This window comes from Maritimibacter fusiformis (assembly GCF_008086115.1).
GTDB classification, from domain to species: domain Bacteria; phylum Pseudomonadota; class Alphaproteobacteria; order Rhodobacterales; family Rhodobacteraceae; genus Muriiphilus; species Muriiphilus fusiformis.
In genome coordinates, this window is sequence record NZ_VSIY01000003.1 from 557,551 (window position 1) to 576,926 (window position 19,376).

Genomic DNA, 19,376 nt, shown 5'->3' on the forward strand with positions numbered 1-19,376 from the left:
GGTGGCTCAGAGGTGATAGCCGCCGTCGACGTTGATCACTTCGCCGGTGACGAAACGCGCGCGGCGCGAGGCGAGGAAGGCGACCGCCTCGGCCACGTCGACGGGCTGGCCGGTGGTGCGCAGCGGCGTCGCGGCGATGGCGCGCTCCATGTAGGTGGCGTCGATCTGGCCCTGAGCGGTCAATTCGGTGTGGCTGCCCGCCTCGATGATGCCCAGCGCCACGCCGTTGGCGCGGATGCCGAAACGGCCCTCTTCCTTGGCGATACCGCGCAGGATCGCCAGCACCCCGGCCTTGGGGACGATCGACAGCCCGTCGGCGGGGGCATGGCGGAACTGGGCCGAGGACAGCACCGTGACCACCGCGCCCCGGGTTTCGCGCAAATGCGGCAGGGCGTGGTGGATCAGGTTGAAGAACCCCGCGGTGTCGGCAAGCAGGTGCTCGCGCATCTGCTCGGGCGTGGTGCGGCTGAGGTGGATCTGCGGCACCAGCGGCCCGGCGGCGTAGATGAGCGTATGAAGCGGCGGTTGCCCGGTGCCGGTCAGCGCCGCGATCAGCGTGCCGACCGCATCGGCATCGCCCGCATCGAGGCGATGGAGCGACGCCGCGCGCCCCTCGCCGCGGACCGCCTCGGCGGCAGCCTCGGCGCGGGCTTCGTTGCGGTGATAGGTCAGCGCCACGTCGCAGCCGTCGCGCGCCAGCACGCGGCAGATCTCGGCCCCGACGCCGCCGCTGCCACCGACGACAAGCGCGCGGCCCTCGGGGAACAGATCGGCGGCCACGGTCAGGCGGCGGGCCGGATGCCCGGCGGGTTGCCCTTGAGCACCTTGGAGCGGACATCATGCGGGTCGAGCCGGCGGATCACCGCAAGCTGGTCTTCGGTCGGGCCGGCGGTCACACCCATGTCCGGCGCTTTCAAAAGCTCGAAGCCGGTGTTGTCCTGCACCTCGTCGAAGCTGACCCCCGGATGCAGCGACAGGACCTGCGCGGCATGGTCGGGGCCACGGAAATCGAACACGCACAGGTTGGTGACCACGCGCCCGATTTTGACCCGGTTCATGTCGGCGCCCTCGGGCCAGTTCTTCGGGTTGTAGCCGGCGCTGGCGACCACATCGACCTCGCCTTCGACGAAGGTGCGGGTCGAATGGTTGGGGATGAACATCGAGTTCTTGTGCGAGATCGAGTTGCCCGGAAAGCCGCGCACGCCCAGCATCTGCACCTTGGGCCGGGTGAAATCCGGGCCGAGCGCCGAGATGTTCGCCTGCGCCCAGCGGTCCATCTGCACCGGCGTCACCATGGCGTGACGGCGGCCGGACCAGACCACGTCGAACACCCGGCGAAACGGCATCCAGCCGGTGAACTCCGGCTCGTGATCGCCGCGCGGGCCGATCGGCACCGGGTCTTCGACCAGCATGCATTCGCCATCGGTCATGGCGAGTTCCGGTGCGAAGGTCAGCTTGGCCAGCCCGGCGGCGACGCGCGGGATCGGGCCGATGCCGGTGACGAGAAGCTCGCCGTCATCACGGAACGCCTCGGCGCAAGCGGCGATGACAAGCTCGGAAAGGGTGAAGGTCTCTGCCTGGGTCATGGTCATTCCGATCACAGCACGGGAAGGGGAAGGGCACGGATCGCGTCGGCACCGCCGACCGCCTCGATATAGGCGGCCTCGCCGGGGGCGACGAAACGGTCGTAATAGGCCTGCCAGCCGCCGTCTTCGGCGGCCGAGGCGGCATAGGTCTTGAGATGCTCGAGATCCCAGCCATAGCCGTAATGCGCGGCGGTCGGATGCGCGCCCATCGGGGCCGGGATCACGCCGGAGATGAAGCAGCGTTCAACCGCGTTGTCCTTGAGGTCTTCGCGGTTCTTCGAGGCGATGCTGTCGACCAGTTCCTCGGTGGTGACATAGGTTCTGGTGGCCGCACGCGCCATCATCCCGTCGAAATAGGGATCAGGCCCGAAAGACAGGGTGTTGCCCAGCCGATCCGAGCGGCTGACGTGCAACAGGGCCGCGTCGAGTTTGAGCGCGGGCATCGCCACCAGCACCTCGCCGTCGTCATAGGGCGACGTGATGGTGCGCAGTTCGGGGTTGTTCTTCAGCACGTCGGTGCCCAGCCCGATCGGCGTGGGCAGGAACGGCACGTTGTGTCCGGCGGCCTCGAGCCCCAGCACCACCATGCCTTCACCGATCTCCATCACCTCGACCCGGCCTTCCTGGCGGGCCTTGCGGAAATGCGGCTCGATCGGGATCACGTCGAGCGACACGAAGCCGTAGATCAGCTTTTTCGCCTTTCCGGCGGCGGCGAGCATGCCCATTTCCGGGCCGCCGAAACCAACGACCGTGAGGTCCTTCAGCGGCGAGCGCAGGATCTCGCGGATCAGCGCCATCGGTTTGCGACGCGGGCCCCAGCCCCCGACTCCGATCGTCATGCCGTCGCGGAGCTCGGCGACGGCGCCCTCGAGGGTCATTTCCTTGTTCATCGGCATATCCTGTTCCCATACGTTACGCGCGCATATCGCCCTGCGACAGGCCCGGCGCGACAGGTCGCATCGTTTGTCCCGGCTTTCCGCCTGTCGCACATGCTGCAAATGGACTATGGGGGGCCAAGTCTTTGGCCCGGCGGCTCGTCCGTTCCGACGATGCCGCCCGCCGGTGGCGGTGCTAGCCGGAGGCCGAAATCACCCGAGAGGACCCGACATGGCTTTCACCCCGCCCCCGCCCTACCCCGCCTCGCATGGCCTTCTGAACGGCAAGACGGTGCTGGTCACCGCCTCGGCCGGAACCGGGCTGGGCTATGCCACCGCCAAGCGCTGCGCCGAGGAAGGCGCGACCGTGATGCTGTCGGACATGCACGAAAAGCGCCTGACGCAATACGCCGACAAGCTCGAGGCCGAGATCGGGCGGCGGGTTCATCGCAAGGCCGGGAACGTCACCGTCGAGGACGATGTGCAGGCGCTGATCGGAGCCGCGGTCGACGAGATGGGGCGGCTAGACGTGCTGGTCAACAACGCGGGGCTTGGCGGCACGGTCGACCTGATCGACATGGAAGACGAGCAGTGGCAGACCATCATGGACGTGAACATCAACGGCACCTTCCGCATGATGCGCGCGGCCCTGCCGGTGATGATCGCGCAAGGCTCGGGCAACGTGGTGAACCTGTCGAGCGTCGTGGCCTGGCGGGCCTCGCCGGGGCAGAGCGCCTATGCGACCTCCAAGGCGGGCGTGCTGGCGATGACGCGGGCGGCGGCGATGGAGGTGGCGAAAAAGGGCGTGCGGATCAACGCCGTTGTGCCCTCGATCGCGATGCACCCGAACCTCGTGAAGGTCACGACGCCGGAATTCCTGGAACAGATCATCGAGCAATACGAGGCCTTCGGGCGGGCGGCGGAGCCGTGGGAGATCGGCAATACCGTGGTGTTCCTGGCCTCGGACTATTCGAGCTACATGACCGGCGAGGCGTTGTCGGTGAGTTGCCGGCATCCGTGAGGGGGCTTGGCGCCTGAGATTTGAGGGCGGATTTCGAAGTAGATACTTCTTCGCCCGGCGGGCACCGCCGGGCAGCGCCGACCCGCCCCCACGGGGCGGCGCTTCACGCCACCCCGCGGGCCGGCGCTGCCCTCATTTACTCGCTCTAACGAATGCAATGGGCAGTTGGGCGAGAACGGCGGTTCAATCGCGCGGTAGCGTCAGACCCCCTCAGCCCTCGACCACCAGCCCCGACACCGCGTCGATCCGCGCCAGCGCCTCGTCCATGATGCGGGTGATCAGCGCCTCGACGCTTTCCAGCTCACCGATCATCGCAGCGGCCTGACCGCTGGGCAACAGCCCGTGGTCGGGGTCGCCCTGGCCGATGCCGCGATGCACCATTTCCAGAAGGTTCGGCGCCAGCACCGCCTGGGCAAAGCTTTTCGGATCGGACGAGAACGCCTTGAGGCCAAGCCGCGCCATGCCGGTCAGGCCGAGGTTGTTCTCACGCCCCCACTTCACCGCGTGTTTCATCGCCATCGTGAACCGCGCCGCGCGGCCCATGCCCTCGATCCGGCGCAGCTCGTCATTCTCGATGAAGCGCTGCGACAGCCCGTCGACGGCGGTGGAAATCTTGATCACCGAGGGGTCGCGGGTCTCGAGGTAGCGGTTGAGCGCGTTGCGGTGCACCGGGCTTTCCTCGGTCAAGAGAAACCGCGTGCCCATCGCGATGCCCGCCGCACCGTAAGCGAGCGCCGCCGCCAGCCCGCGCCCGTCGAACATGCCGCCCGCAGCCACCACCGGCACATCCACCGCGTCGATGGTCTGCGGCAGCAGGATCGAGGTCGGGACCGAGCCGGTATGCCCGCCGCCCTCGCCGCCTTGAATGGTGATGATGTCAGCCCCCAGTTCCACCGCCTTGACCGCGTGCTTGACCGCCCCCACCGTCGGCATGCAGATCACGCCCGCATCCTTCAGCCGGCCGATTGTGGCCGCATCCGGGCCACGGCCATAGCTGACCGCGCGCACCTTGTGCTTGATCACCGCCGCGATCACCTCTTCGGCGTTGGGCTGGAACATGTGGAAATTCACCCCGAACGGCCGGTCGGTCAGGTCCTTGATGGCAAGGATCTGGTTCTCGACATCGCCCGGCTCGGCAGTCGCCCCGGCGAAAAATCCGATGCCGCCCGCGTTGCAGGTCGCCGCCGTCAGGGCTGCGTCCGAGACCCAGCCCATCGCGGTCTGAACCACCGGATAACGGCAGCCGAGCGTGTCGCACAGGGCGGTGTGCAGGGTTCTGGTCATCACGGGGATCTCCGGTTGGGGCTTTCGGGATGGCATAGGGCGCGGTCGGCATGCAAGCATCGTCCGAACCGATTAGGGCGGCGCGGGATCGTTTGAACGGACGATGCGCGCGGGGGGTTGCGCAGTATCTCTGGGCCGAACACAGGAGCCGACATGACCGATATTGAAAGACTCGTGGCAATCGAAGAGATCCGCAACCTGGTGGCGCGGCGTCTGCGCGCGATGGATGAAAAACGCTGGGCCGATTACGAGGCGATGCATGCCGAGGACCATGTGTCCGACACCTATGGCGGCGAGCCTGCGGTGGGCGCCAAGGCCAACACCGCGCGGCTAGCCGAGGTGCTGGGGCACATCGCCTCGGTCCACCACGCCCATACGCCGGAACTGACCATCACCGGGCCGGATACTGCCGAAGGCGTCTGGGCGATGGAGGACATGCTGTTCTGGACGCAAGGCGACACCGAGCACTGGCTGCACGGGTTCGGCCACTACCACGAGCGTTACCGCAAGGGGCCGGACGGCTGGCAGTTCGTCTATCGCCGGCTGACGCGGCTGCGGGTCAACACCTCGGACGGGGCCAACCTTGGCGATCTGAACGCGCGCAAGCCGGAGGGGTCGCAATGACTGTCGAGACCGCCGAAACCCGGCTCGCGCCGCTGTTTGAGCCGGTGACGCTGGGCGCGCTCGACCTTCGCAACAGCATCGTGATGTCGGCCATGACCCGCTCGCGCGCCGGGCCGGGCGACGTGCCGCTGCCGATCCATGCCGACTACTACAGCCAGCGCGCGGGGGCCGGGCTGGTGGTGACCGAAGGGGTGCAACCCTCGCCCGACGGCAAGGGCTATTGCCGCACGCCGGGGATCTATTCCGAGGCGCAGATCGCCGGCTGGCGCGATGTGGCCGACGCGGTGCACGCCAAGGGCGGGCTGATCGTGATGCAGCTGATGCATTGCGGGCGGGTGGCCTCGCGGCTGAACAAGGACGACAATTCGGACGTGGTCGCGCCCTCGGCGATCCGGGGGGACGCGCAGATATTCACCGACCAGGACGGACTGGTCGATCTGGAAATGCCGCGCGCGCTGAGCACCGACGAGGTGGTCGGGGTGGTCGGCGAATACCGGCAGGCGGCGCTGAACGCGCGTGCGGCCGGGATGGACGGGGTCGAACTGCATGCCTCGTCGGGCTATCTGCCGATGCAGTTCCTGTCGTCCAACACCAACCAGCGCACCGACCGATATGGTGGCAGCGTCGAGAACCGGGTGCGCTTTGTCATCGAAGTGCTGGAGGCGATGGGCGAGGCGATCGGCTTTGATCGCGTCGGGCTTCGGGTTTGCCCGGGGTTCGAATATAACGATATCCACGACGAGAACCCGGCGGAAACCTATGGGGTATTGTTCGAAAAAGCCTCTTCGCTCGGGCTGGCCTATCTGCACCTCGTACGCCGCAGCTTTCCGAAGATCGACAACTTCGCCCATGTCAAAAAGCACTGGCGCGGCAACCTGATCCTGAACAACGACCTGACCGGCGAGACCGCGGCGGCGGCGCTCGCCGCTGGTGAGGCCGAGGCGGTGTCGTTCGGGCGCGACTTCATCGCCAACCCCGACCTGGTCGAGCGGCTGCGCCAGGGCATTCCTCTGGCCGAGCGCGATCTGGCCACCACCTACACGCCGGGGCCGGTGGGCTTTTGCGACTATCCGGCGGCGACCTGAGACCTCACGCGTCGCTCCAGGCCCGGGCTTGCGGCGGCGCGATGCCGAGAAGGTCGATGGCGCGCGCGGCGATCTGGTCGACGATGGCCTGAACGCTGTCGGGCAGCAGGTAGAAGGCCGGCACCGGCGGCAGGATGATCGCGCCCAGTTCGGTCGCCGCGGTCATGTTGCGCAGATGCGCCAGCGTCAACGGCGCCTCGCGCGCCAGCAGGACCACCCGGCGGCGTTCCTTGAGTTGCACCCCGGCGGCGCGGGTCAGGAGATTGTCGTCAAGCCCGTGGGCGATGGCGGCGAGGCTGCGCATCGAACAGGGCGCGACGATCATCCCCGCCACCGGCACCGATCCCGACGAGATGCTGGCGCCGATGTCGCCGATCGGGTGTTCGCGGGTGACCAGCGCACCGAGTTCCGAGCGCGCGCCCGCGCCGCATTCGGTGACCAGCGTGCGCTTGGCAGCGGCGCTGACGACAAGGTCGATCTCGGCCCCCAGCCCGGCAAGCTGGCGCGCCACCGACAGGCCCAGCGCGGCCCCCGAGGCCCCGGCAATGCCAAGCACGACACGCCCGGCGCTCATGCCCCCGGCGCCTTGAAATGGCGCGCGATCAACGCGGCGGCGAATTCGGCATCCTTCGGGTCGGTCTGCATCACTGTCCCCCAGTCGCGGCTGGTTTCCGACCCGATCTTGGTGGTCGCGTCGATGCCCATCTTGCCCGCAAGCCCGGGCCGTGGCGAGGCGAAATCGAGGTAGTCCATCGGCGTGTTCTCGAGGATCGTCACGTCGCGCGCCGGGTCCATGCGCGTGGCCAGCGCCCAGGCGATGTCGTCCCAGTTCGACGGGTCGATGTCGTCGTCCACCACCACGATGATCTTGGTATAGCTGAATTGCGGCAGCATCCCCCACAGCGCCATCATCACCCGCTGCGCCTGGCCCGGATAGCGCTTGTCGATGGATATCACCGCCATGCGATAGGAACAGGCCGCCGGCGGCAGCCAGACCGAGCGGATCTCGGGGATCTGGCCGGTGATCGTGGGCAGGACGAGGCGGTTGAAGACCTCGCCGATGATCGCGGGCTCATCCGGCGGGCGGCCGGTATAGGTCGAGAGGTAAATCGGGTCGCGCCGGTGGGTGATGGCGGTGATGTCCATCACCGGGAACGGCTCGGCGGGGTTGTAGTATCCGGTGTGGTCGCCGAACGGACCTTCGGGCGCGGTCTCGTCGGGCGAGACCCAGCCTTCCAGCACCATCTCGGCCTCGGCGGGCACCATCATCGGCACGGTTTTCCCCGGCACAAGGCGCGGGCGGGTGTCGTTCAGCGCGCCCGCGAAGGTCAGTTCGGACACCGCCTCGGGCAGCGGCAGGGCCGCGGACAACAGCGTCGCCGGATCGGCGCCCAGCACCAGGGCCACCGGCATCCTTTCGCCCCTGGCCTGCCAGCTTCGATGATGGGCGGCACCACCGCGGTGGGCCAGCCAGCGCATGATCACCCGGTCGCGCCCGATCACCTGCACCCGGTAGATGCCGGCGTTGTAGCGGCCCACCGCGTCAGCCTCGGTGCCGTGCGGGCGCGTCAGGACCACCGCCCAGGTGATCAGCGGGCCGCCGTCGCCCGGCCAATGGGTCTGGACCGGCAGGCGCGTGAGGTCGATCTGGTCTCCTTCAAGCACCACGTCCTGCACCGGGCCGGAGCGGGCGATCTTTGGCCGGGTCGCCAGCGCGGCCTTGAGCATCGGCCAGCGCGACAGGGCATCGCGCATCCCGTCGGGCGGGGTGGGCGCGCGCAGGGCGGCCAGAAACGCGCCGAGATCGTCCAGCCCGTCCAATGTGACGCCAAGCCCCGCCGCGACCCGCTCGGGCGTGCCGAACAGGTTGACCACCACCGGCACCGTCGAGCGGCTGCCGTCGTCCAGCACCGGGTTGTCGAAGCGCAGGACCGGCCCGCCCGCCTCAAGCACCGCGCGGTGCACGGCGGTCATCCGGTGGCGGACCGGGACCGCGTCGGGCACGGGTTTCAACTGGCCGTTCTCGCCGCACCAGTCGAGAAATCCGCGAAGGCTTGGAAATGGCGGAAGTTCGCGCAAGATATCTCTCCCGTAGCGCCCACATTGCATGGCCCTGAGCGGGTAACAGCAAAAAAGCTGTCTCGACTTGACGAAGATCAATTCCCCGCTCGCCTCAAGTCAATATCAGAGATGCGCGGATCGTTTCCCGAAAACGACCGGAAAGGACTGCCTTGCCCCAACCCGCCACAACCATCCCGATCTTTCCGCCCTTGTTCGCGGCCCCGCTGCGCACGCTTCCGCTGGCGCCGCTGTCGGTGGCGCTGTCGCTCTATGCGCGCACCGTTGCAAAGACCCATCCGAGGCTGTTTCGCCGGTTGGGCGAACACGCGCACAAACGCTACGTGCTCGACCCGACCGACCTGCCCTTCGCGATCCTGCTGGAGCCGAACGGCGGCGCGCCCAAGGTGCATGTGACGCGCCGGGCGGTGACCGGCGATGCCCGGATCGCCGGATCGCTGGCGGCGCTTCTGGGCATGGTGCATGGCGCCTATGACGGCGATGCGCTGTTCTTTTCGCGCGACCTGATGGTCGAGGGCGACACCGGCGCCGCACTGGCGCTGCGCAATGCCGTCGACGACGCCGAGCTTGACCTGTCGCAAGAGGCCGCGCGCCTGTCCGGCCCGCTGGCCCGGCCATTGCAGAAGATTTTCGCGCTGGCCGAACAGAGAACCGGCGTATCCCTGTCCAGACCCGAGGAGACAACAGCGTGGTAATGGAAATCGTGTGCCCGGCCGGCACCCCGGCGGCCCTGCGGGCTGCCGTCAAGGCTGGCGCCCATACCGTCTATTGCGGTTTCGCCGATGAGACCAACGCCCGGAACTTTCCCGGCCTCAACTTCGACCGCGAGGAAATGCGCGAGGGCGTGGCCTTTGCCCATTCGCATGGCTCCAAGGTGCTGGTGGCGATCAACACCTTCCCGCGCGCGGGCGACGAGGCGATCTGGCACCGCGCCGTGTCGGATGCCGAGGCCGCCGGGGCGGATGCGGTGATCCTGGCCGATGTCGGGCTGCTGGACTATGCCGCGCGCTACCATCCGGGGCTGCGCCGCCATTTGTCGGTGCAGGCCGCCGCCGCCAATGCCGACGTGATCAACTTCTATGCCGAAACCTTCGGGGTCAGACGCGTGGTCCTGCCGCGCGTCTTGTCGGTGCCCGAGATCGCCGCGATCAACGCCGAGACCGAGGTGGAAACCGAGGTGTTCGTGTTCGGCGGCCTGTGCGTGATGGCCGAAGGGCGCTGTTCGCTGTCGTCCTACGCCACCGGCAAGTCGCCGAACATGAACGGCGTCTGCTCGCCCGCCAGCCACGTCGAATACCACGACGAGGGCGGGGTGCTGGACGCCAAGCTGGGCGGCTACACCATCCACCGCGTCGCCAAGGACGAACCCGCCCCCTACCCGACCCTGTGCAAGGGCTGTTTCAGTGCGGGCGACAAGACCGGGCATCTGTTCGAGGACCCGGTCAGCCTCAATGCCGAGCACCTGATCCCGCAGTTGAAAAAGGCCGGTGTCACCGCGCTGAAGATCGAGGGGCGGCAACGCTCGCGCTCCTATGTCGCGCAGGTGGTCGGCAATTTCCGCGCCGCCGTCGATGCGCTCGAGGCCGGGCGGCCGATGCCCGAGGGGATGCTGACGCGGCTGTCCGAGGGGCAGGCGACCACCGCCGGGGCCTATATGAAAGTCTGGAGATAACGCCATGGACCTGACCGTAGGACCGAACCAGTATTTCTGGGCCGCCGACACCTGGGCCGGGCTTTACGACGAGCTTGCCCAAGCCCCGGTCAAGCGCGTGGTGCTGGGCGAGCTTGTGTGCTCCAAGCGCCTGCCGTTCTTTCAGGACCGCATTCCCGACGCCATCGCCACGCTGGTCGAGGCGGGCAAGGAAGTGGCGCTGACCAGCCTTGCGCTGGTCACGCTCAAGCGCGAGCGCAAGCAGACCGCGTCGCTGATCGGCATGGAGGTCGAGATCGAGGTGAACGACCTCACCGCGCTGGCGCATATTCCCGAGGGCACGCCGTTCTCGGTCGGCCCGCTGGTCAATGTCTATAACGAAACCACGCTGGCCTGGCTGGCGAAACGCGGGGCGACGCGGGTGTGCCTGCCGCCGGAACTGTCGCTGGCGTCGATCGAGATTCTTGCCACGGCGGCCAAAAGCCTGGGCGTCGCGATCGAGGTCTGGGGCCATGGGCGCATTCCGCTGGCCATTTCCGGGCGCTGCTATCACGCGCGGCTGCATGGCCGGACCAAGGACAACTGCCAGTTCGCCTGCGAGGACGATCCCGACGGGCTGGACGTGCGCACGCTGGAGGATCAGCCGTTTCTGACCATGAACGGCGTGCAGACGCTGTCGGGCAGCTATGCTGCGATGATCCGGCAGGTCGACCGGCTGGAGGCCGCCGGGGTCTCGGCGCTGCGCCTGTCGCCGCAATCGCAGGATTTCGCCGGGCTGTGCCGGCTCTACCGCGACGTGCTGGATGGCAAGATCGACGCGGATGCGGCCGAGGCCGCGATCCTGGGCATCGACCCGGGCCAGCGCCTGTCGGACGGGTTTCTCGACGGCGAACGCGGTGCGGACTGGTCCGGCCGGATGGCGGTCTGATCATGCGGATCGCGGGGGTCGGATCGGCGGTAAAGGGTGAAACCGACCGGCTGCTTACCGAGTTGGCCGGGCAGTTGCAGGCCGAGGGGTTGGCGCTGGCCGGGATCGTGCGTGACGCGGCGCACGAGGCCGCCTATGCCAATGGCTGCGACATGCATGTGCGGGTGCTGCCCGCAGGTCCGTCGATCGCGATCACCCAGGACCTCGGCCCCGGGTCGGATGCCTGCCGGCTGAACCCCGCCGCGATCTCCGAGGCCGTGGCGCGGGTCGAAGCGGGCGCGCTGGGGGCGGCAGACGTGTTCATCCTCAACAAGTTCGGCCCCGAAGAGGCCGCCGGGCGCGGCTTCGTTCCGGTGATCGCGCGCGCGCTCGACCTGGGCGTGCCGGTGCTGGTGGGCGTGGGGCTGGCCAATGTCCCGGCCTTCGATGCCTTCGCCGGCGGGCTGGCCGAAACCCTGCCACCCGAGCCGGACGCGCTCAGGGCATGGTGCCTTGAGGGCGTCGCGGCGCGGGTCTGACCTCAGCCCGCGCCTTTGGGCATCGGGTTGCTGCCTTCCTTGTAGGGCGTCCAGTCGTTGATCTCGGGATAGAACTGCCGCCGCCAGGCGCGCACGCGCGGATTGAACACCCGGCGCCAGATCGGCGGCACCATCGCCATCGCGGTCATCGGCGGATAGCCGGTCGGCAGCATCGGCACCTGGCTTTCGTCATAGACCTGCAACAACGGATAGCGGCGCATCGGGTGCAGGTGATGATCGGCGTGGCGTTGCAGGTTGATCAAGAGGTTGCCCGACACCCGGTGCGCCGAATCCCAGGAATGATGCGGCTTGACCGGCTCATACTTGCCGTCGCCCAGGTGCTTGCGCGTCAGCCCGTAATGCTCGACGTAGTTGGTCAGCTCGAGCTGCCAGACCGCGACGAAGGCCTGGAAGACGAACAGCCCCACCGCGAGCCAGCCGCCGATGGCGAAGGCGAGCGCCAGCGCGGCCAGCCCCAAGGCCAGATACTTCCAGATCGGGTTGGTCGGATGCCAGGGCGAAAGCCCGCGCCGCGCCAGCCTGGCCTTTTCCGCGCGCCAGGCCGAGCCCGGTCCCTGCCAGAGCACACGCGGGAAAGCGCGCAGGAACCCCTCGTTGTAGCGCGCCGTGACGGTGTCGCGCGGGGTGCCGACCCAGGGGTGATGCACAAGAAGGTGCTCGGTGCGGAAATGTCCGTAAAGGACAAGTCCAAGCAGCAAATCGCCCAGATGACGCTCATACGGGTTTGATTTGTGCATCAACTCATGCGCGTAAACGATGCCCACCGTGCCGGTGGTCACGCCGATTCCGAACATGATGCCCAGCGTCTCGGCGGTGGAATAGCCGGTGCTGTGGGTCAGCACGTAAAGCGTGCCGTAGATCAGGCAGACCTGGATCGGAAACCAGATCCACGTCAGCAGGCGGAACCAGAACAACTCGCTGTCCGGCGTGTCGGGGTCGGGGTTTCGCAGGTCCTGCCCGACCACGATATCCAGCAGCGGCATCAGCACCCAGCCGTAGAACGGGATCAAGAGGATGGTCCAGCCGCCCTCGGCCACCGCCAGCACCACCAGCGGCACGAAGGTCAGGGTCAGCCAGTAGGGCCAGGCCTTGAGCCGCCCGGTATCGGTCCTGGTCTCGATCAGGTCGGTCATGTCGCGGCCTTTTCGGTGGGTTTCACATGGGCACTATCGCGGGGCATCAGGCGCAGGTGGATGCCGTCAGCCGCGCGCACCGTCAGATGCGCCACCGGCATCGGTTCGCGCCCCTCGACCAGTTCGAAGCGAAAGGCGCGCAGGAACATCGACAGGATCAGCGTGCCCTCGGCCATGGCGAAAGCCGACCCGGGGCACACCCTCTGCCCGGCTGAAAACGGGATATAGGCGTTGCGCAGGCATTCCTTGCCGTTGGGTGTGGCAAAGCGCCCCGGGTCGAACTCGTCCGGCCGCTCCCACAGCCGTTCATGCCGGTGCAGGTGCCAGGGGCTGAGGATCACCTGCGAGCCCTTGGCCACGTCGCGGTCGCGGAAATGCTCCGGGCAGGCGGCTTCGCGCACGAACATCGGCACCGGCGGGTAAAGGCGCATCGCCTCGCGGAACACGGCGCGGGAATCCTTGAGTTTCGAGAGCGTCGAGAAATAGATCTTCTCGGGCTCGAAGGCCGCGCGCGCCTCGTCCGCCACCCTCTCCTGCCACTCCGGGTCGCGGGCCAGCAAAAACAGCGCCCAGGCCAGCGCGGCGGCCGAAGTCTCGTGCCCGGCGAGAAAGAAGATGGACACCTGGTCGACCATTTCATCGCGGTCAAAACACTTGTCGGTCTCGGGATCGGGCGTCGTCATGATCTTGGTGGCCAGGTCGTCGGGCGCGGTGCCCTCGGCGATTTCGCGCACCCGCATGTCGACAAGCTGGCCGATCAGATCGCGGATGATGCGGGCGGTGGCCTTGGTCTTGCGCGAATGAAAGCGCGGGAACCAGCGCGGCAGGGGCAGCACGGCGGTGACGTTGGCGACCGGCTGGGCAGCCTGATGCTCGCGGAAGGTCTGAAACGCCGCATTGGCGATTTCGTGTTCGATCGGCACGGAAAACAGCGTGCGAAAGATCACGTCCATCGCCACATGGCTGGTCTGGGCCTCGATCTCGACCGGGCCCTTGTCCGCCAGCGCGCTCAGCCGCTCGACCGCCGCGACGCCGCTGTCCCACATCGAGGGGAACACGATGCGCAGCCGCCCGCCCTCGAACGCCGGGTCGATGATGCGGCGCTGATGCGCCCAGAGCTCGCCGTTGGAAATGAAGATCGACTCGCCCAGAAGCGGCTTCAACCCGACGCGCATCCGCTCGGACTTGGGGAAGTCCTGGGGGCGCTGTTTCAGCACCAGGTCGACAAGCTCGGGGTCGTTGCACAGGTATGAGCGAAAGAACGGCGTGCGCATTTCCGCCATCCAGGCGCGGTAGAGCCGCGCCGGTTGCGCCGACAGAATGTCTTTCTTGAACAGCCGGAAATAGGTCCAGAGCGAGACATTTCCCTTGCGCGCCGCCGGTTTCGGCGGTGGCCCTTTGGGGGTCGGGCTGGGGCTGTCGAACACGCCGGGTCTCCGTGCTGGGCGCCATTGGCGCGGGGTGATGCACCTTTTGGGGCCGTCCCCGGCTTGTCATTGACGATCATCAAAACAGAACGGGAACAGTTTGTTACCCGGTGGAAAACCGTGCTAGGATTGCGACTCATAACCCGAGGCGGATATGCGCCTTTTCCAAACCGCGTGTCTTGCCGATGATCCACGACCGACCCACAGCCGCCAGCCAGACGCCGCATCCCTGCGGCCAGTGCCAGTTCTACGAGGGCAGCGTCTGGACCCCGATCGAGCCGGGATCGGTCTCGGTGCTGGCCGGACGGTTTCACCGGCGCGAGCTTGAGGCCGACCAGGTCCTGTTCGAACAGGGCGACGCCAACCAGGGCGTTTTCTGCGTGTCGCGCGGGCTGATCGCGCTGCGCACGCATCACGCAGATGGCACCTCGACGCTGCTCAAGCTGGCCTATCCGGGCGAGGTGATCGGGTTCCGCTCGTTCCTCGACAACGGCAACCACAAGACCGAGGCGCGCGCGCTGATACCGTCCAGGGTCTGCACCGTGGCGCGGCGCGATGCCGAACGCGTGGTGCGCGCCAGCCCCGGGGTTCTGGCCCGACTCGCCGCGCGCTGCGTGGACGAGATCGACCGCAACCAGGCCCGGATCATCGCCACCGCGACCACCTCGAACAAGGAACGCCTTGCCGACACGCTGATGGAGCTGATCGAGCGGCACGGCGAGGTCGACGGCGAGGTCATCCGCGCCCGCCTGCCCCTGTCGCGCAAGGATCTGGCCGACCTGATCGGAGTGCCGCCGGAAACCCTGTCGCGCCTGATCGGGCGGCTGGGCAAGGAGGGTTTTTTCGCCTTTTCCGGGCGCGAGGTGCGCATCCCCGCCGAGGGCGTCAGGACAGCTTGACGCGGTAAACCCGCTCGGCGGTGCCGTGCGCGATGGCCGTCGCCTCATCCGCCGTCAGCTTGCCCAATATTCCGCGCGTCACCGCGATCCATTCCGGCAGCCCCTTGGCGAGGTTGACCACCGGCCAGTCGCTGCCCCAGACCATGCGGTTGGGGCCGAACACCTCCAGCACATGATCGACATAGGGCGCAATCGCCTCGGCGGTCATGGCATCGGGCGCGCAATAGGCCATCAGGCCCGACAGCTTGCAGGTGACGTTGGGCATCTCGGCCAGCGCCGTCATGTCGGCGCGCCACGGGTCCAGCCCGCCGCCCGCGATATCGGGCACACCGCAGTGGTTCAGAACCAGCCGCGTGTTGGCGCAGGCCGCCGCCAGCGCGGTGGCAAGCGGCAGTTGCCGGGCGAGAAAACACATGTCGAAGACCCGGCCCGTCTCGCCGATCCGGCGGACGTTGCGGCGGAAGGTGTCGCCCTCCGACAGATCGTCGGGCATGACATGCAGGATGCGGCGATAGCCCGCGACGCCCATCGCGGCGGTCTCGTCCAGCCAGGCGTCGAAGCCGTCATCCTCTTCGGGCCGGATCGAGGCGATCAGGCCGCGAATGCCGCTGCCGGGTTCCTGCGCCAGCCCGTGAACATGCCGCGTTTCGGCCTGATAATCCGCATCGTCGACGCCGGTTTCCATGAACAGTGTGCCGCCGACGCCGAGCCCCTCGGTCAGCGCGCTGTAGTCCTCGAGCGTGAAATCGCCCTCGGCCAGCGGCGGGATGCCGTCGGCCCAGCCATAACCGGCCACGTCGCGGTAAAACAGGTGTTGGTGGGTGTCGAGAAGCGGGATCATGTCGTCCTCCTGTGGGTTGCCGGGCGGCTCAGGTATTGGCCCAGCCGCCGTCGATCACGTGGGCCACGCCGGTGGTATAGGCGCTCTCGTCCGAGGCGAGGTAGACCACCAGAGCCGCGATCTCCTCGGGCTTGCCGATGCGCCCGATCGGCTGGCGCGCGATGAAGGCGGCGCGGGCGGCGTCATAATCGCCGGTTGCGGCCAGGCGCTGCTCCAGTGACGGGCTTTCCACCGTGCCGGGGCAGATCGCGTTGCAGCGGATACCTTGGGTGATGTGGTCGGCGGCAATGGCCTTGGTCATGCCGATCACGGCGGCCTTGGTGGTGCCATAGGCAAAACGGTTGGGCGCGGCGATCACCGACGAGGCGACCGACGCCATGTTGATGATCGAGCCGCCCCCGGCCTCGATCATCCCCGGCAGGAAGGCGCGGTTCATGCGATACATCGCGGTGACGTTGAGGTTCATCGAAAAGGCCCACTGATCTTCGTCACAATCGAGGATCGAGCCGTTGGCGACGAACCCGGCGCAGTTGAACAACACGCTGGGCGCGCCGACTTTCCTGACCGCCGCCGCAATCGACTCCGGGTCGAGCACGTCGAGCCGGAAGGTCTTGATCCCGTAGTCACCCAGGTCGGCCAGTGCGGCCTCGTTCACGTCGGTGGCAAAGACCGATGCCCCCTCGGCCTGCATCGCCAGCGCGCTGGCCCGTCCGATCCCTTGCCCCGCGGCGGTGACAAGGCAGGTCTTTCCGTTCAGTCGTCCCATGGTCTTCCTTTCTCATGCCGGCAGGCAGGCCGGCCCAATCGGTTCAAAGCTCTTGTAGGTCAGGATGAACTCGGCATGGCCAAGCGCCTCCGATTTGGTCTGTGCGCCGCTGGCGACATCCAGCACCATGTCGAAAATCTCGGCGCCCACCGCGTCCAGCGTGGCGGTGCCGGTGATGATGCGCCCGGCGTTCACGTCCATGTCGCCCGCGAGGCGTTCATACATATGCGGGTTGGCGGCGACCTTGATGACAGGGGCCAGCGCCGAGCCGACGACCGAGCCGCGCCCGGTCACGAACAGCGTCATATGCGCGCCCGAGGCCATCATCTCGACGATCTCGGCATTGTCCGAGATGTTGGGAAAGCCGAACCGCACCTCGCCATCCGGCACCACGTCCATCAGGTAAAGCCCGCCGCGTGGCGGGATGTCGCCGGGCTTGATCAGGCCGGAAATCGTGGACGCGCCCGACTTGGCATAGGCGCCCATCGACTTTTCCTCGATGGTGGTCAGCCCGCCCTCGGCATTGCCGGCGGCGAAGCTGCCGAACCCCAGCGTGTCGTAATAGCGCGCTGCCTTGGCGACGGCGGCGCGGATCTCGTCTGCCAGCGCAGGGGTCGCGGCGCGAGCGGCCATGATTTCCTCGCAGCCGATCAACTCGCCGGTTTCCTCGAAGATACAGGCGGCACCTTCGTCCACCAGCCGGTCGAAGGCGCGGCCCACGGCGGGGTTGCCAGTGATGCCGCTGGTCCCGTCCGAGCCGCCGCAGACCGTGCCGATCACCAGATCGGACACCTGCATCGGCACCCGTTCGGCCCCGGCCAGCGCCTCGACCTGTTCGGCCACCCAGGCTTGCCCCTTGGCGATGGTCGCCGCCGTGCCGCCGTCGTTCTGGATCACCAGAGTGGCGACCGGGCGGCCGGTGGCGCGGATCACCTGTTCGAGCTGGTAGCGGTTGAAGCTTTCGCAGCCCAGCGACACCAGCAGCACCGCGCCCACGTTGGGATGGCTGCAGAGCCGCTCCATCATCGTCTGGGCATAGGGGTTGGGAAAACAGCCGGGAAAGCCGATCAGATGCGCCTGGTGGCGCTGCGGCCAGGCAATCTCGCGCGCGACGTGGTGGGCGCATTCGACAAGGTAGGCGACCGCGACATGGTTGCGGATGCCCTTGCGCCCGTCGCTGCGGGGATAGCCGGTGAGTTGGGTCATGCCGTGCCTCCGAACCGCGCCTTTTCGGCTTCCAGCGAATGGGTGGCGGTGTAGTCGCTTTTCAGATTGTCCAGATGGACGTGATCGCCCGGCGCGATGTCGCGCGTGGCGGTTCCGATCGGGGCGCCGTATTTCAACACCTTGTCGCCTACCCGGATCGGTTGACGCGCCAGCTTGTGGCCCATGCCGATACGGCTCTGAACGGTCACCTCCTGCCCGGACACCGTCAAAGTCTCGCCCGCCTCGATGGCGGCGCGCAGGACGAAGACGTTGTCGCGCGGGCTGAGCAGCAGAAGGCGGGGGTCGGTGTCTTGCATCGTCATAGCTCCGCGATGGTGGCGTTGTCGATCATGTCCCAATCGAGCGCGATGCCAAGGCCCGGTGCCTCGGGCATCGTGGCGATGCCGTCCGTTATCGGCAGGGGCGCGGTCAGGCCGAAGGCGAAAGTTTCGACCGGCCAGAGCAGTTCGAAATAGCTCGAATTGGCGATGGCGCCGTTCAGGTGCAGGTTCACCAGTTCGAGCGGGTGCAGGATGGTGGTGTGCAACTCGCAGTTCATGTGGTGTGCCTCGGCCAGATGCGCGGTCTTGAGCGTGCCGGTGATGCCGCCCGACCAGCTTGGATCGGCGCGCACCGCGTCGACCACGCGGCTGGCGATGCATTCGGCCACCGAATAGGGGTGTTTTGCCAGCACCTCGGTGCCGACGACGGGGATATCCAGCACCCGCGTCAACTCGCGCAGCGCGCCAAAGGCCTCGTCGGGCAACGGCTCTTCCAGCCAGAGGAAATCAAGCTCTTCCAGCACCCGGCCAAGGCGGATGGCGTCTTCCAGCGTATAGGGCGCGACCGGGTCCGACATCAGGGTGAAGCCGTCGCCGACCGCATCACGCACGGCGCGGTGAATGTCGATATCCTCGGCCAGCGACTTGCCCGGCGGGTGGATCTTGTAGGCCTTCATCCCCGCCGCCTGCACCGCGCGCGCCTCGGCGGCGTAGGCATCGGCATCGGGCAGAACCAGCGACGAGGCATAGACCGGAACTTGCGCCCGCGCGCCGCCAATATAGCGCCAGAGCGGTTGCCCGGCGGCCTCGGCACCAAGCAGCCACAGGCAGCAATCGACCGGGCCGTAGCTGTAGATCGGCAGGTGATGCCACCAGCGGTCGGCCACCCGCCAGTCCTGCCACGCCGCCTCGCGATCCAGCGCGTTGCGCCCGGTGAAGAACGGCCTGAGCGACGCCGCCGCCAGATGCCCGGCCCCCAGCGCCGAACGCCCGGTAAAGCCGAACATCGAGGCCGAGCGGCCGCATTCGGTGTTCAGCGTGTAGACCAGAAACTCCAGCCCTTCCTGCGACTGGCCATCGCGCATCGACGCACCGGCGACCGAAGACCCGAGGTGGCGACAGGCGCGGATATCCAGCCCGGCGATCCGCAT

The 19,376-nt window shown here is 67.5% G+C and carries 21 protein-coding genes; 8 read left to right on the plus strand and 13 right to left on the minus strand.

All coding sequences use genetic code 11. The features are described from left to right. Nucleotides 1–6: 6 nt before the first annotated feature. Genes FVF75_RS03375 through FVF75_RS03385 form a run of 3 tightly spaced genes read right to left on the minus strand, consistent with a single transcriptional unit; the run spans nucleotide 7 to nucleotide 2,476 of the window. Nucleotides 7–780: an SDR family NAD(P)-dependent oxidoreductase gene (locus FVF75_RS03375; RefSeq protein ID WP_148376322.1), complete on the minus strand. Its 774-nt coding sequence runs from the start codon at nucleotides 778–780 to the stop codon at nucleotides 7–9. Between the two features lie 2 nt (nucleotides 781–782). Next, nucleotides 783–1,586 carry a CoA-transferase subunit beta gene (locus tag FVF75_RS03380; RefSeq protein ID WP_148376323.1) on the minus strand — a complete coding sequence of 268 codons (804 nt, stop codon included), beginning with the start codon at nucleotides 1,584–1,586 and terminating at the stop codon, nucleotides 783–785. Between the two features lie 11 nt (nucleotides 1,587–1,597). Next, nucleotides 1,598–2,476 (minus strand): CoA transferase subunit A, encoded by an 879-nt coding sequence (locus FVF75_RS03385; RefSeq protein WP_148376324.1) that lies wholly within the window; start codon nucleotides 2,474–2,476, stop codon nucleotides 1,598–1,600. Nucleotides 2,477–2,693: 217 nt separating this feature from the next. Here FVF75_RS03385 and FVF75_RS03390 point away from each other — a divergent pair, with 217 nt between their 5' ends. Further along, entirely contained in the window at nucleotides 2,694–3,482 is a 789-nt protein-coding gene (locus FVF75_RS03390) for an SDR family oxidoreductase (protein WP_148376325.1), read from the plus strand. A gap of 210 nt (nucleotides 3,483–3,692) precedes the next feature. On the opposite strand, the gene FVF75_RS03395 is transcribed toward FVF75_RS03390, so the two are convergent. Next, on the minus strand, nucleotides 3,693–4,766 hold the full coding sequence (locus tag FVF75_RS03395) for an NAD(P)H-dependent flavin oxidoreductase (RefSeq protein ID WP_148376326.1): 1,074 nt from the start codon (nucleotides 4,764–4,766) through the stop codon (nucleotides 3,693–3,695). Nucleotides 4,767–4,919: 153 nt separating this feature from the next. Here FVF75_RS03395 and FVF75_RS03400 point away from each other — a divergent pair, with 153 nt between their 5' ends. Continuing rightward, on the plus strand, nucleotides 4,920–5,390 hold the full coding sequence (locus FVF75_RS03400) for a nuclear transport factor 2 family protein (protein WP_148376327.1): 471 nt from the start codon (nucleotides 4,920–4,922) through the stop codon (nucleotides 5,388–5,390). Continuing rightward, a complete protein-coding gene (locus tag FVF75_RS03405) occupies nucleotides 5,387–6,475 on the plus strand; it encodes an alkene reductase (protein WP_148376328.1) in 1,089 nt (362 codons plus the stop codon). The genes FVF75_RS03400 and FVF75_RS03405 overlap by 4 nt, the downstream gene beginning before the upstream one ends. A 4-nt stretch (nucleotides 6,476–6,479) precedes the next feature. On the opposite strand, the gene FVF75_RS03410 is transcribed toward FVF75_RS03405, so the two are convergent. Further along, a complete protein-coding gene (locus FVF75_RS03410) occupies nucleotides 6,480–7,049 on the minus strand; it encodes a UbiX family flavin prenyltransferase (RefSeq protein ID WP_148376329.1) in 570 nt (189 codons plus the stop codon). Further along, on the minus strand, nucleotides 7,046–8,554 hold the full coding sequence (locus tag FVF75_RS03415) for a UbiD family decarboxylase (protein WP_148376330.1): 1,509 nt from the start codon (nucleotides 8,552–8,554) through the stop codon (nucleotides 7,046–7,048). The genes FVF75_RS03410 and FVF75_RS03415 overlap by 4 nt, the downstream gene beginning before the upstream one ends. 152 nt (nucleotides 8,555–8,706) lie before the next feature. Here FVF75_RS03415 and ubiT point away from each other — a divergent pair, with 152 nt between their 5' ends. The 4 genes from ubiT to FVF75_RS03435 are packed head-to-tail and all read left to right on the plus strand — an operon-like array spanning nucleotide 8,707 to nucleotide 11,651. Then, nucleotides 8,707–9,249: a ubiquinone anaerobic biosynthesis accessory factor UbiT gene (ubiT, locus tag FVF75_RS03420; RefSeq protein WP_246137981.1), complete on the plus strand. Its 543-nt coding sequence runs from the start codon at nucleotides 8,707–8,709 to the stop codon at nucleotides 9,247–9,249. Beyond that, on the plus strand, nucleotides 9,249–10,226 hold the full coding sequence (gene ubiU, locus FVF75_RS03425; RefSeq protein WP_148376474.1) for a ubiquinone anaerobic biosynthesis protein UbiU: 978 nt from the start codon (nucleotides 9,249–9,251) through the stop codon (nucleotides 10,224–10,226). The genes ubiT and ubiU overlap by 1 nt, the downstream gene beginning before the upstream one ends. 4 nt (nucleotides 10,227–10,230) lie before the next feature. Next, entirely contained in the window at nucleotides 10,231–11,133 is a 903-nt protein-coding gene (gene ubiV / locus FVF75_RS03430; protein WP_148376331.1) for a ubiquinone anaerobic biosynthesis protein UbiV, read from the plus strand. A gap of 2 nt (nucleotides 11,134–11,135) precedes the next feature. Next, nucleotides 11,136–11,651, plus strand: coding sequence for a DUF2478 domain-containing protein (locus FVF75_RS03435; protein ID WP_148376332.1), 516 nt, complete (start codon nucleotides 11,136–11,138; stop codon nucleotides 11,649–11,651). Between the two features lie 2 nt (nucleotides 11,652–11,653). Here the strand turns inward: FVF75_RS03435 and FVF75_RS03440 are convergent, their stop codons facing one another. Together FVF75_RS03440 and FVF75_RS03445 are read right to left on the minus strand one after the other, a co-directional pair. Continuing rightward, nucleotides 11,654–12,805 carry an alkane 1-monooxygenase gene (locus FVF75_RS03440; RefSeq protein ID WP_148376333.1) on the minus strand — a complete coding sequence of 384 codons (1,152 nt, stop codon included), beginning with the start codon at nucleotides 12,803–12,805 and terminating at the stop codon, nucleotides 11,654–11,656. Further along, nucleotides 12,802–14,232: a cytochrome P450 gene (locus FVF75_RS03445; protein ID WP_148376334.1), complete on the minus strand. Its 1,431-nt coding sequence runs from the start codon at nucleotides 14,230–14,232 to the stop codon at nucleotides 12,802–12,804. The genes FVF75_RS03440 and FVF75_RS03445 overlap by 4 nt, the downstream gene beginning before the upstream one ends. A 185-nt stretch (nucleotides 14,233–14,417) precedes the next feature. Between FVF75_RS03445 and FVF75_RS03450 the strand changes: the two genes are divergently transcribed. Further along, nucleotides 14,418–15,131 (plus strand): Crp/Fnr family transcriptional regulator, encoded by a 714-nt coding sequence (locus FVF75_RS03450; RefSeq protein WP_148376335.1) that lies wholly within the window; start codon nucleotides 14,418–14,420, stop codon nucleotides 15,129–15,131. On the opposite strand, the gene FVF75_RS03455 is transcribed toward FVF75_RS03450, so the two are convergent. The 5 genes from FVF75_RS03455 to FVF75_RS03475 are packed head-to-tail and all read right to left on the minus strand — an operon-like array spanning nucleotide 15,118 to nucleotide 19,376. Continuing rightward, nucleotides 15,118–15,972, minus strand: a complete 855-nt coding sequence (locus FVF75_RS03455; RefSeq protein ID WP_222861183.1) for an amidohydrolase family protein — start codon at nucleotides 15,970–15,972, stop codon at nucleotides 15,118–15,120. The two genes, FVF75_RS03450 and FVF75_RS03455, sit on opposite strands and share 14 nt — an antisense overlap. A 28-nt stretch (nucleotides 15,973–16,000) precedes the next feature. Continuing rightward, nucleotides 16,001–16,738 carry an SDR family oxidoreductase gene (locus FVF75_RS03460; protein WP_148376336.1) on the minus strand — a complete coding sequence of 246 codons (738 nt, stop codon included), beginning with the start codon at nucleotides 16,736–16,738 and terminating at the stop codon, nucleotides 16,001–16,003. 12 nt (nucleotides 16,739–16,750) lie between these two features. Further along, nucleotides 16,751–17,944 carry a UxaA family hydrolase gene (locus FVF75_RS03465; protein WP_148376337.1) on the minus strand — a complete coding sequence of 398 codons (1,194 nt, stop codon included), beginning with the start codon at nucleotides 17,942–17,944 and terminating at the stop codon, nucleotides 16,751–16,753. Continuing rightward, entirely contained in the window at nucleotides 17,941–18,261 is a 321-nt protein-coding gene (locus FVF75_RS03470) for a UxaA family hydrolase (protein WP_148376338.1), read from the minus strand. Before FVF75_RS03470 ends, FVF75_RS03465 begins: the two co-directional genes overlap by 4 nt. Before the next feature lie 2 nt (nucleotides 18,262–18,263). After that, complete coding sequence (locus FVF75_RS03475) at nucleotides 18,264–19,376, minus strand: enolase C-terminal domain-like protein (RefSeq protein ID WP_148376339.1); 1,113 nt, start codon at nucleotides 19,374–19,376, stop codon at nucleotides 18,264–18,266.